11 protein-coding genes are annotated in these 12382 nt (G+C 56.5%); 10 read left to right on the forward strand and 1 reads right to left on the reverse strand.

What is annotated here, in order from left to right:
• Positions 1 to 3 precede the first annotated feature (3 nt).
• The 7 genes from gmhB (at position 4) to htpG (ending at position 8559) form a co-directional block, all read left to right on the forward strand.
• Positions 4 to 630, forward strand: coding sequence for a D-glycero-beta-D-manno-heptose 1,7-bisphosphate 7-phosphatase (gene gmhB / locus KIH26_RS10865; protein WP_213445128.1), 627 nt, complete (start codon positions 4 to 6; stop codon positions 628 to 630).
• A gap of 3 nt (positions 631 to 633) precedes the next feature.
• Entirely contained in the window at positions 634 to 1380 is a 747-nt protein-coding gene (locus tag KIH26_RS10870) for a lysophospholipid acyltransferase family protein (protein ID WP_249661166.1), read from the forward strand.
• A 75-nt stretch (positions 1381 to 1455) separates the two neighbouring features.
• Complete coding sequence (locus KIH26_RS10875) at positions 1456 to 3567, forward strand: DUF4139 domain-containing protein (RefSeq protein ID WP_213445130.1); 2112 nt, start codon at positions 1456 to 1458, stop codon at positions 3565 to 3567.
• Positions 3568 to 3682: 115 nt separating this feature from the next.
• Positions 3683 to 4939 carry a DNA polymerase Y family protein gene (locus KIH26_RS10880; protein ID WP_213445132.1) on the forward strand — a complete coding sequence of 419 codons (1257 nt, stop codon included), beginning with the start codon at positions 3683 to 3685 and terminating at the stop codon, positions 4937 to 4939.
• Positions 4940 to 5075: 136 nt separating this feature from the next.
• A complete protein-coding gene (locus KIH26_RS10885) occupies positions 5076 to 6014 on the forward strand; it encodes an adenylate/guanylate cyclase domain-containing protein (protein WP_213445134.1) in 939 nt (312 codons plus the stop codon).
• 76 nt (positions 6015 to 6090) lie between these two features.
• Positions 6091 to 6483, forward strand: a complete 393-nt coding sequence (locus tag KIH26_RS10890) for a rhodanese-like domain-containing protein (protein WP_213445136.1) — start codon at positions 6091 to 6093, stop codon at positions 6481 to 6483.
• Positions 6484 to 6567: 84 nt separating this feature from the next.
• Positions 6568 to 8559: a molecular chaperone HtpG gene (htpG, locus tag KIH26_RS10895; RefSeq protein WP_213445138.1), complete on the forward strand. Its 1992-nt coding sequence runs from the start codon at positions 6568 to 6570 to the stop codon at positions 8557 to 8559.
• A 40-nt stretch (positions 8560 to 8599) separates the two neighbouring features.
• On the opposite strand, the gene KIH26_RS10900 is transcribed toward htpG, so the two are convergent.
• Complete coding sequence (locus tag KIH26_RS10900; RefSeq protein WP_213445140.1) at positions 8600 to 9214, reverse strand: gamma-glutamylcyclotransferase; 615 nt, start codon at positions 9212 to 9214, stop codon at positions 8600 to 8602.
• Between the two features lie 45 nt (positions 9215 to 9259).
• Here KIH26_RS10900 and KIH26_RS10905 point away from each other — a divergent pair, with 45 nt between their 5' ends.
• The 3 genes from KIH26_RS10905 to eda all read left to right on the forward strand — a co-directional run bounded on the left by KIH26_RS10905 (position 9260) and on the right by eda (position 12378).
• Entirely contained in the window at positions 9260 to 9781 is a 522-nt protein-coding gene (locus KIH26_RS10905) for an OmpA family protein (RefSeq protein WP_213445142.1), read from the forward strand.
• Positions 9782 to 9910: 129 nt separating this feature from the next.
• Complete coding sequence (gene edd, locus KIH26_RS10910; RefSeq protein ID WP_213445144.1) at positions 9911 to 11731, forward strand: phosphogluconate dehydratase; 1821 nt, start codon at positions 9911 to 9913, stop codon at positions 11729 to 11731.
• Positions 11722 to 12378: a bifunctional 4-hydroxy-2-oxoglutarate aldolase/2-dehydro-3-deoxy-phosphogluconate aldolase gene (eda, locus tag KIH26_RS10915; protein WP_283770147.1), complete on the forward strand. Its 657-nt coding sequence runs from the start codon at positions 11722 to 11724 to the stop codon at positions 12376 to 12378. The genes edd and eda overlap by 10 nt, the downstream gene beginning before the upstream one ends.
• The last annotated feature ends 4 nt before the right edge of the window (positions 12379 to 12382 follow it).

The following is a 12382-nucleotide window of genomic DNA, read 5'->3' on the forward strand; positions in this document are numbered from 1 at the left end:
CCAATGAAACTCATCATCCTTGACCGCGATGGCACGATCAATTTTGATCGGGATGACTATGTGAAATCGCCGGAGCAATGGCAGCCTTTGCCTGGAGCGCTGGAGGCGATTGCGCGGCTCAATCAGGCGGGCTGGCATGTGGTGGTGGCGACCAATCAATCCGGTCTGGGGCGGGGTCTGTTTGATGCGGCTGCGCTCAACGCCATGCATGCCAAGATGCATAAATTGCTCGCTGCAGTGGGCGGGAAGATTGATGCGGTGTTTTATTGTCCGCATACGCCGGAGGATCACTGCGATTGCCGCAAGCCTGCACCGGGATTGTTTGCGCAGATTTTGCAGCGCCACGGCGTGGATCCAAAAGACACCACAGTTCATTCTGTAGGCGACACACCCCGCGATTTACAAGCTGCAGTAGCGGCGCATTGCCAGCCGCATTTGGTGCTCACTGGTAAAGCCGAGCTTTTGCGCGGCACATTGCAAAACGGCCAACTCCTTGGCGCTGCGACAAATGTGAAAAAAGAAGAAGATGAAGCCATGACGATGACGCGGGTGAATGTTGCTGAATTCCCATCAGGCACACGCGTGCACACCGATTTAGCCGCTTTTGCTGATCACTTGCTCTCCGCTTAAACCATGACCTACGCTATCAATTTCCTGCGGTCTACGCTTCACATGCTCTGGATGATGCTCACAGTGATTCCATGGGCGACCTTTGTGATCATTGCTTCGCTCTTTGTGAGCCCTACGCGCATGTATTGGATGTGCGCTGGCTGGCTCAAATGTGCGATGTGGGGCTTGAAGGTGATTTGCGGCGTGAGTTGGCGTGTGCAGGGGCTGGAGAATTTACCGCAGGGCGATAAGGATGGCGCGATTTTGCTTTGCAAGCACCAATCCACGATGGAAACTTTTTTACTTCCTTGCATCATGCCGCACCCGCTGGCTTATGTGTTCAAGCGTGAGCTGCTGTATGTGCCGTTTTTCGGTTGGAGTATGGCGCGGATGGACATGATTCATATTGATCGCAGCAAACGCGCGGAAGCCTTTAATAAAGTGGTGGCGCAGGGCAAACGGGTGATGAATAACGGCGTGTGGGTGATCATGTTTCCTGAGGGCACACGTATTCCGCGTGGGCAAAAGGGCACTTATAAAACGGGCGGTACAAGGCTGGCTTGTGAGACGGGCCGCCCCGTGGTGCCGATTGCTGTGAACTGCGCCAAACATTGGCCACGCAAGGCTTTTGTGAAAACGCCAGGTGTGATTGATGTGGTGATTGGCAAGCAAATCAGCAGCGTGGGGCGAGAGCCAGAGGAGATGATGCGTGAAGTGGAAACTTGGATTGAAGCCAAGACGCGCGAGCTTGATCCTGCAGCTTATAAATAAAGTTAAAGCGCTTTAACCCCTTTTCTGTGGGGGCCCCGTTAAACAAGATTCAGATCCTTGTTTAACGGAGAAAACATGACTTCAAAAATAACGCAGCGCACTTTTGTGATGTGCGCTTTCGCTTTGGCCGCGCTTCCTGCACTGGCTAGCGTCTCGCCCGCCTTGAATCTCAAGCGTGTCACGCTCTCGTCTTCAGGTGTAGGCTATTTTGAGTATGAGGCTCAAGTGGAGCGCGATGGGGTGTTGCGTTTGCCAGTGAAATTAACCCAAGTCAATGATGTGCTGAAAAGCTTGGTGGTGTTTGACGGCAAAGGGCAGATCGCAGGCGTGAGCCTGCCGGGGCGCGAGCCCTTGGGCGAGATGCTGCGGCAATTGCCTTTTGATGCAGGGGCGCTTGAGAGCATGCCGCAATTGCTCAAGGCCTTGACGGGCGCTGCTTTGCGCGTGGATACGCAGGGCGGTACCTTGGAAGGGCGCATCATGGCGGTGGAAGCGTTCATGCAGCGCTCGGAAAAAGGCATGGAGATCACGCGCCACCGCGCGAGCTTGCTCACGGCTTCTGGCCTCAAGCCATTTGTGATTGAAGAGGCGAGAAACATTCAATTCCAAGATGCCACGCTGCGCGAGCAAATCGCCTCTGCGCTGATGGCCATGCATGACAACCGCGCCAAAGATGGCCGCACGGTGGAGATCATCACGCGCGGCAACGTGGCGCGCACAGTGCGCGTGGGCTTTGTGACGAGCGCGCCGATTTGGAAAACGGCCTATCGCTTGACTGTGCCTTCTATGGACGCGGCTGCAGGAGCCAAAAGCAATCTCCAAGGCTGGGCTGTGATTGAAAACATGAGTGGTCAAGATTGGCGCGGCGTGGAGCTCACGCTGACCACAGGCAAGCCAGTGGCCTTTCAGCAGAATTTATACGACAGCGTGTTTAACGAGCGGCCTCAGGTGCCGATAGAGATGCCGGGGCGCATTGTGCCGCGTGCGGATACGGGCGCTGTGCAAGCGCAGGTCTTCAGCCAAGCGCCAGCGTTTGAAGCGGCGAAGGCGAATATGCTTGCAGCGCCAGCTGCGGCTCCCGCGCCTGCTCGAGCTGTCGCAAGGCCGGCTCCTGCACCTGCACCTGCTCCGGCTCCCGCTGCGCCGTCACCTCGCTATGCGGCAGCAGATGCTAGCCCTCCTGTGCTCGCGCAAGTCGCTGATTTAGCGGGCAACCAAGATCAAGGCACGCAAGTGAGCTACAAGTTTCCGCTGCCGGTGAGCGTGGGCAATGGGCGCAGCTTATCGGTGCCGATCATCGTGCAAGAGCTCTCTGGCCAGCGCGTGGCGCAATATCAGCCGCAGGTGAGCAGCCAGTTTCCGCTGGCAGCGATTGGCTTGGCAAACACCACGGCTCATGGCTTGCCGCCCGGTGCAGTCACGGTGTATGAGCAAGGCAAAGCGGAGGCGAGCTTCTTGGGCGATGCGCAACTGGCCGCGCTGCCAGCTGGGGAGAGCCGCATGCTGGCTTTCGCGCTGGATCAAAAAATCAGCATCAGCTCCAGCGTGAGCAATAGCAATACGACGACGCGCGCCAGCGTAGAGCGCGCCACGCTGGTGGTGGAGAGCTTGCAACGCCAGATTCACAGCTTCAGCGTTAAGAGCAATCATGCAAGCGATCAAAGCGTGGTGGTCGATGTGCCGCGCTACATGGGCTATACATTGCTTGCGCCCAGCGGCGAGGCACTTGGTGAATCGCAAGGCCAGAATCGGACGAATTGGCGCGTGAAGCTGCCCGCGCCTGCAGGCACAGCGCGCGTACATGAGGTGACGCTGGAGCAACCCATGCCGCAGCGCTTGCCATTGCAGAATTTGAACGCGTATCAGTTGCAGGAATATCTGCGCATCGCCAAGGATGAAGCCAGCGTGAGTACCTTGCGCCGCTTGCTGGGGCTGCGACAAACGGTGGAAGCGCAAAGTGAGTTGTTTGCGCAGGCCAATGCCACCGTGAGCGAGCAGCAGGTAGAACAAGCGCGTTTGCGGGAGAACTTATCTACTGTGAGCCGCGGCTCCGAGCTGTACAAGCGTTACAGCGAAGGCTTGAATGAGGCAGAGAACCGAATTTTGGCGGCGCTCAAAGCGCGCGATGCCGCAGCGGCTTTGCGTGATACGGCGCAGGTGCAGGTGCGGCAAATGCTGACTTTTTAAGAGAAATTTCAAGCATTTTGAGCAGTTTGCTGGCGTAGATATTGCGCGAAGTGCTATTGAATTTATAGCGTGCAAATACTGTTTATAAAAACAGTAAAAACGCTAAAATAAGGGCATGCTTCCCAGTTTTTTCGTCGATTTCAACTCCTTCTTTGCTTCCGTCGAGCAGCAGCTGGATGTGAATTTACGTGGGCGGCCGGTGGGAGTCGTACCGGTGATGGCTGAGACGAGTTGCTGCATTGCGGCCAGCATCGAGGCGAAGAAGTTTGGTGTGAAAACCGGCACTGGCGTACGCGATGCGCGCAAGCTGTGCCCGGAAATTGTGTTTGTGCACGCGCAGCATGAGAAATACGTGGCGGTGCATGAGAAGGCCGTGGTGGCGGTAGACCGCATCTTGCCTGTGAAACAAGTGATGAGCATTGATGAGATGGAATGCGAGCTGCCGCTGCGCTTCCAAACGCGTGAACACGCCACGCGGCTATCGGGTTTGGTGAAGCAAGAAATATTGGATTCGGTGGGCGATCAGTTGCAAGTGAGCATCGGTGTGGCACCCAACACCATGCTGGCCAAGCTGGCCTCGGACATGATGAAACCCAATGGCCTGGTGATCATCGAGCAGCATGAAATCCCTGAGAAGCTATTGCATCTGAAACTGCAAGACATCACCGGCGTGGGCAGGCGCATGCTGGTTCGCCTCAATGATTGCGGTATTCACAACATGGCAGATTTGTATGCCGCGCCACGCGACTTGCTGCACACGGCTTGGGGTGGTGTGGCAGGTGATGAGATGTATGACAAACTGCGCGGCGTGGCCTACGGGCCGCGCAAAACAGAATCGCGCAGCCTCGGGCATTCGCATATGCTGCCGCCCGCGATGCGTAACCCCACTGACGCGCTGGCTGTGCTCCATCGGCTCACGCAAAAGGCGGCAATGCGGCTGCGCAAACAAGGTTTTTATGCCACGGCTTTCAGTGTGAGCGTGCGCTGCGGCCATGGGTATTCTGATCATGGCGGCGGCCACCGCGAGGCGCGTATGGGGCAGACGCAAGACACAGCCATCTTGCTGCACACGCTGGATTTGCTTTGGCACAGTGGGCTGCATTTGCTGATGCGCCCCAAGGCCGTGGGCATGGTGCTGCATGGCCTTGTGCCAGCGAGTCAACATACGCCAGGCTTGTTTGATGCGCCTCCACAGGATAAGGCTAGCAAAGCACCCATCAGAGAACGCGCCAAGCTGCTCCATGCACTGGATGGCATCAATCGCCGCTACGGTAAAAACGCCCTGTATTTCGCCACCGCGCATGGCGCGCTGGATCATGCGCCGATGCGGATTGCTTTCAATCGCATCCCTGACATCGAGACCGAGCGTTAACCCGACTTAGGTTGGGTACTCCTAATTCAATAGCGCTCTGCGCAAATTCTATGCCGCCTGTATCCGCATTTCTTGCCAATTTCTTCACGGAAAATGTCACACTTTCAGCCTACAATGGTTTTAAAACATCATTGCTATGCCAACCGTTGTCTTCTGTGATCTTGTGGGCTCCACAGGGCTTTTTGAAAAGCTCGGTGATGCCACGGCCTCGCATCTGGTCACGCAGCTCAATCATGCTTTGGGACGCGCTATTACCCAGTACGAAGGGCGCGTGGTGAAAACCTTAGGCGATGGCATTTTTGCTGTGTTCCCAAAGGAAGAACAAGCCGTCAGTGCCTGCTGCGAAATCCAGCGCGAGCTGATGGAGCGGCCGTTGATGCTGTTTGCTGATGAAAAACTCGCCGTGAGCTCGGGCACGTTCCGCAGCCTGCGGATTGAGCTGCAAATCGGCATGGAATCTGGCGAAGTCGTGGAGATCAATGGCGATTGTTATGGCGATGCGGTCAACAGCGCTGCCCGCTTGGCTGATTTGGCCGGCGCGCGGCAAATCCTCACCAGCCAGCGCGTGTATGACGCGCTTCCCCCCAGCCGCCACGGCGAACTCAGTAGCTTGGGCCCCATGTTTTTACGCGGCAAGGAAGAAACGACCACGGTCTACCGCATCAATTGGCAGAAAAAATCCGAGATCGATCCCGATGCCACGATGCTAGGCGTCTCTTTCAAGGAAGCGCTGCGCACACAGCAGCTGCAATTGAGCTTTGGCGGCAAAACCGTCAAACTCCAGCAATCAGGCAGCGCCATCAAGGCCGTGCAAATGGGGCGAGCCACCACATGCGAGCTGGAAGTGAGCGATCCACGCGTCTCGCGCACGCATGCCAGCGTGCAAGTGCGAGGCAACCAGTTTGTGCTCACCGATGCCTCCAGCTACGGCACGTGGGTGTATGTGGGCGGCCAGAGCGAGCCGCTGGTGTTGCGCCGCACGGATTGCGTGCTCGTGGGTGAAGGCGAGATATCGCTGGGCTGCGAGCGTACAGCTGAGAATGCGGCCATTGTCAAATTCAGCGTGCAAGGCTGAATGGTCAATACATGTTGCTGTTTACGCGACAATACTGGGTTTGAGTCTTAAAAGGCCAAGGAAGGCCTGATCTTTTATGAAACACCTTGACCCCCGCGCCGCCTGGGAAGCCATCAAAAGCAATCCTGATGCACTGTTTGTGGATGTGCGCATGGAAATTGAATCGCTCTACGTCGGCCGCCCGCCAGGTGTGGTCAATATTGCCTGGTATGAGTACCCCGAGCTTACGCCGCAGCCGAATGCCTTCGTTGCAGCTGTGGAGCGCGAAGCAGGGCGCAAAGATCGTGCGATCTACTTGATCTGCCGCAGCGGTAAGCGCACCGTCGATGCGGCCAAAGCACTGGATGCCGCAGGCTTTACCGATGTGACCAATATCAAAGAAGGCTTCGAAGGCGAGCTGGATGAGAAATTCCATCGCTCAACTCAATCTGGCTGGCGTTTTCACGGCCTGCCTTGGGAGCAAATGTAATTTCTCCCTCTTGAAATTCTGCGAGCGAGCCACAATTTCGTGACTCTTTCTTGCCCGTTTTGTTTTTTAGTTTAACGACACACCATGAGCAAACAAACTCTTTCCTTCCAGGCCGAAGTTGCCCAACTGCTGCACCTCGTCACGCACTCCCTGTATTCCAATAAAGATATTTTTCTGCGCGAGCTGATTTCTAACGCATCCGATGCTTGCGACAAGCTGCGCTTTGAAGCCATCCAAGATGGCAAGCTCTATGAAGATGCGCCCAATTTAGAGGTGCGCGTGAGCTTCGACAAAGAAGCCAAGACGCTGACTATCGCCGACAACGGTATCGGCATGAGCCAGCAAGAAGCGGTGGACAACCTCGGCACGATTGCCAAGAGCGGCACCAAAGAATTCGTGGGCAAGCTCGCTGATGCTCAGAAGTCGCAGGCCAAAGACGAAGGCTCGCTCATTGGCCAATTCGGCGTGGGCTTCTACTCTGGCTTCATCGTGGCTGACAAGATGGTGGTCGAGACGCGCCGCGCTGGCTTGAAGCACGAAGAAGGCGCACGCTGGACGAGCGGCGGCACGGGAGACTTCGAAATCGAAACCATCACCAAGCCTACACGCGGCACAAGCATCACCTTGCACCTGCGCGAAGATGCGCTGGAGTATGCAGGCACATGGAAGCTCAAAGAAATCATCAACAAATACTCTGACCACATCAGCTTGCCCATCTTGATGGAAAAAGAAGAGTGGAAAGAAGGCGAAGCCATTGATCCAGCCGACCCGAGCAAAGGCACCAAGGGCGGCGGCATGGTCAAAACCGGCGAGTGGGAAAAAATCAACGCCGCTGCCGCGCTGTGGACGCGCGCGAAGAAAGATATCACGCAAGAGCAGTACAACGATTTTTACAAGAACATTTCCTACGACCAAGAAGCACCGCTGGCACATACACACAATCGTGTCGAAGGCAGCACGGAATACACGCAGCTGCTTTATGTTCCTGCCAAAGCGCCGTTTGACTTGTGGAACCGCGACAAAAAAGCCGGTATCAAGCTCTACGTCAAACGCGTCTTCATCATGGACGATGCCGAGAGCCTCATGCCTACGTATCTGCGCTTCATCAAAGGCGTGGTGGATTCAGCAGACTTGCCACTCAATGTGAGCCGAGAAATCCTGCAAGAAAGCCGCGATACGCGCACCATCCGCGAAGGCAACACCAAACGTGTGCTCTCTATGCTGGAAGATTTGGCCAAGCATGACAGCCATGCTGCTTCTACTGACAGCAAAGAAGTCACGGATATCGTCGATGAAGCCGACAAAGCCAAAGAAGGCAAGTTCACCGCCTTCTACTCAGAATTCGGCTCCGTGCTCAAAGAAGGCTTGGGCGAAGACTTTGCCAACCGCGAGCGTATTGCCAAGCTGCTGCGCTTTGCGTCAACGAGCTTTGATACCGTGACGGTGAGCCTTGCTGACTACAAAGCCCGCATGAAAGAAGGCCAAGAAGCGATTTACTACATCACCGCCGACACGCTGGCCGCCGCCAAGAGCAGCCCGCAGCTCGAAGTGTTCAAGAAAAAAGGCATCGAAGTGCTGCTCATGACCGATCGCGTCGATGAGTGGGCGCTCTCGCATCTCAATGAGTTTGATGGCACGGCCATGCAGTCTGTGGCCAAAGGCGCAGTGGATTTAGGCAAGCTGCAAGATGAAGAGGAAAAGAAGAAAGCTGAAGAAGCCGCTGAAACTTCCAAAGAGCTGATCGCCAAACTCAAAGAAGCTTTGAAAGGCAAGGCTGATGATGTGCGCGTGACGACTCGCCTCGTGGATTCACCTGCCTGTTTGGTGGTGAAAGACGATGGCGGCATGAGCCTGCAACTGGCTCGCATGCTCAAAGCAGCTGGCCAGACTGCGCCAGAGGTCAAGCCCGTGCTGGAGGTAAACGTCGATCACGCTCTAGTCAAACGTCTAAACACCGATGGCGTGCATTTCAACGATCTCGCACATATCGTGTTTGATCAAGCCCTGCTGGCCGAAGGTGGTCTGCCTGATGATCCTGCAGCCTATGTGAAGAGGGTGAACGCGCTGCTGGTGTGATGTATCGCGTGATGCTACTTGCTGGCGCTGATCGTTGACTCTATTTGCCAGCAAGTTTCAGTAAGCGCGCTAGGGCATGGTCGTCGATGCCTTCAGCCAAGAGGCTCTCGTAAGTGCGTTGCGCATAGTCCAGCGTGGTGCCGTAGCGGCCGCACGATTCAGCAAAGATCTGGCGGTATTGCTGCATGTCGAGCTGCCCGCAGTAGCTGGGGCTGCTCTGCGACAGAGTAAAGGCCAATGCATGGACATCGCCTTGCGCCGTGGCGCAGCGAAGCCAGCGCGGGTCATACACGCCCGTGGGCATTTCTCTGAACCACAGATCTTTCAGGGCCTGCTCCGCTTGCGCAGCAGGAATACGAAAGACCACGCCTTGGCAACTGCCACCGCGCAGCAGGGCGAAGACAAGGCCAGGGCAGTCGGGAGTGCCTCGGTTGATGCGGCTCCACATCTCCAATGCACGATGCCAACCATGCACTCGCGCCGCGCGGCGCTCTGTGAACTCAAACTCTGGTCGCCAGATTAAGGAAGCGTAGCCAAATATCCATAAATCGCTTTGTTGATCCTGCCATCGCACCAAGACCTGGTCGAACATCCTTGCAGGGTCTCGTTGGCTGCTGGTTTCAGGAAGGGGGTGTGCAGGAAAAGCGATAGACATGCTGACAATTTACAATAGAAGCTGTTCAATAAAGGAATGTAGGTTATGAATACTGATAATGATCAAGATAGCCGCTTTGCGCTAGGGTTGGTTTTTGTATTGATTGCAATCGTGGTGGCTTCTGTGTTGGGTTTTGCCGTGATGCGAAAAGGCGACAAGGACAGCAGCAAGCCTGCTGTTGCCGCTGCAGCTGCAGCACCCGCAGCAGCGACGCCTGCGGCAACACCTGGCACTGATGGCGCTAGCGTGACGGTGGAAAACGGTGTGGTGAAGTTTTACTTCGCATCCGGCAAGGCTGAGTTGGCACAAGGCGGTGTGAATGCGCTGGCGGATATTGTGGCTGCTGCCAAAACAGGCAAAAAAGTAGGGATCAGTGGATTTGTGGATCCATCGGGCAATGCGGCTCAAAATGCTGAGTTGGCCAAGCAACGCGCCTTTGCTGTTCGTGATTTGCTCACCAGCTCCGGTGTACCGGCTGATCAAATCGTCTTGGTGCGCCCGAACGATATCAAAGCAGGTGCAACATCTGCAGCCGAAGGCCGTCGCGTTGAAGTGTTCATGATCTGAGCTTCGTTGCGTTCTCAAAAAAGCCGCTCTTCGAAGCGGCTTTTTGTTGCTCGCATGTAACTGGGCGCTGGCTAAATCTGAGCCATCGTCGTATGATTGCGTAATTAAGTTACATCAATTTAGTGATTCATGAAACTCCATCCTGTCATTGAAGCCGTCACTCAGCGCATCCGCGAGCGCAGTGCGCCCACGCGTAGCGCTTACCTCGCGCTGATCAAAGCGGCTGCATCGCGTGATCGTGGTGCCGATCGTATGGGCTGCGCCAATGTGGCGCATGCTTTTGCTGCATTGCCTGCCAACGATAAGTTCAAAGTCGTGGCTGAGAAGGCACCCAACATCGCCATTGTCAATGCCTACAACGACATGCTCTCCGCGCATGCACCGCTGGCGGGTTTTCCCAGCATCATCAAAGACGAGTTGCGCAAACATGGCGCAACCGCGCAAGTGGCGGGCGGCGTGCCCGCGATGTGCGATGGCGTGACGCAGGGCACAGCAGGCATGGAGCTCTCGCTCTTCAGCCGAGACAACATCGCCCAAGGCACGGCGATTGCGCTCTCGCATGATGTGTTTGATGGCGCGCTGATGCTTGGCGTGTGCGACAAGATCGTGCCTGGCCTGCTCATCGGTGCTTTGCATTTTGGGCATTTGCCAATGGTGTTTGTGCCAGCAGGGCCGATGACGTCGGGACTGTCGAACAACGAGAAGGCCAAAGTGCGTGAGCAAGCGGCGCAAGGCTTGGTAGGCCGCAAAGAACTGCTCGAAGCAGAAAGCAAGGCTTATCACGGCCCAGGCACTTGCACTTTTTACGGCACAGCCAATAGCAATCAAATGCTCTTGGAAGCCATGGGCTTGCATGTGCCAGGTACGGCGTTTGTGAACCCAGATGAAGCGACGGGTGGAAATCTGCGCGAACTGCTCACACGCGAGGCTGCGCGCACCGTGCTCGCAGCCACCAAGCAAGCCAAGCGGATAGGCGAGCTGGTCGATGAGCGCTGTATTGTGAATGCGATGGTGGCATTGCTCGCCACGGGCGGCTCCACGAATCACCTGATTCACTGGGTGGCCGTGGCGCGCGCTGCGGGCATTATCATTGATTGGAATGATTTCTCGCAACTCTCCGATTGCGTGCCGCTGCTCTCGCGTGTGTATCCGAATGGCAGTGCAGATGTGAATCAGTTCCAAGCTGCTGGCGGGCCGGGCTTTGTGATTCGTGAGTTGATCGACGCGGGCTTTATGCATGCCGATGTGGCCACCGTATCGAGCAGCTTGCGCGAGTTCACCAAGATTCCTACGGCGAGCGACAACAAGCTGGTGTGGAACGATACTGGCGTGAGCAAAGACACGAGCGTGGTGCGGCCAGCCGCCGAGCCGTTCAGCGCCACGGGCGGCTTGAAGCTCTTGCAAGGCAACTTAGGGCGCAGCGTGATCAAGGTATCGGCCGTTCCAGAGGATCGGCACATCGTCGAAGCGCCTGCACGGGTGTTTGACAGCCAAGAGGCCATGCTCGCTGCATTCAAAGCGGGTGAAATGGAGCGAGACATGGTGGTGGTCGTGCGCTGGCAAGGCCCGCGCGCGAATGGCATGCCTGAGCTGCACAAGCTCACGCCACCACTCGCGGTGCTGCAAGGTAAGGGCTTCAAAGTGGCACTCGTCACAGATGGTCGCATGAGCGGCGCATCCGGCAAAGTACCGGCGGCAATTCACGTGAGCCCCGAAGCTTTAGGCGGCGGGCCTCTTGCCAAGTTGCGCGATGGGGATATCGTCCGTTTGGATGGCGTGGCCGGCACGCTACAAGCTTTGGTGAGCGAGGCCGAGTGGGCGTCGCGACCTTTGGCGCAGATGCCTGTAGATTTAACGCATGGCAATGGCTTGGGTATGGGGCGTGAATTGTTCGCGGCCTCGCGCCGAAATGCTTTGTCTGCAGAAGAAGGAGCATGCTCATGGCTTTAAGTCAAACACTGAAGGCTTTACCCGCGAAACTCACATCGCTTGATGTGATGCAAGATGCACCAGTCATCCCGGTGATCGTATTGAATGATGTGGCGCATGCCGTGCCGATGGCGCGTGCCTTGGTGGCGGGCGGCATCCGCATGCTGGAAGTCACGCTGCGCACGCCTGTGGCATTGGAATGCATCGAGCGCATCGCCAAGGAAGTACCTGAAGCCGTCGCCGGCGCGGGCACGGTGCGCACGCCTGCAGAGGCGCAAGCGGCTGCGCGTGCGGGCGCGAGGTTTGCCGTGAGCCCTGGTTTCACGAATGCTGTGGGCCAAGCGTGTCGCGATCTTGGCTTGCCGCTGCTTCCTGGCGTGGCCACGGGCAGCGAGATCATGATGGCTAGCGAGGCCGGTTATCGCGAACTCAAGTTTTTCCCTGCGATGCAAGCAGGCGGCCCTGCCATGCTCAAAGCTTGGAGCGGTCCGTTTTTTGATGTGAAGTTTTGCCCCACTGGGGGCGTGAGTGTAAATAACGCAAAAGAGTTTTTGAGTCTGCCTAATGTGGTCTGTGTGGGCGGCTCATGGCTCGTGCCGGGCGATGCGCTGGCCACGGGTGATTGGGAAAGCATCACGCGTTTGGCTGCTCAAGCCGCTTCATTTTGAAGCC

The organism is Variovorax sp. PCZ-1 (assembly GCF_018413605.1).
Lineage (GTDB): Bacteria > Pseudomonadota > Gammaproteobacteria > Burkholderiales > Burkholderiaceae_C > JANMDU01.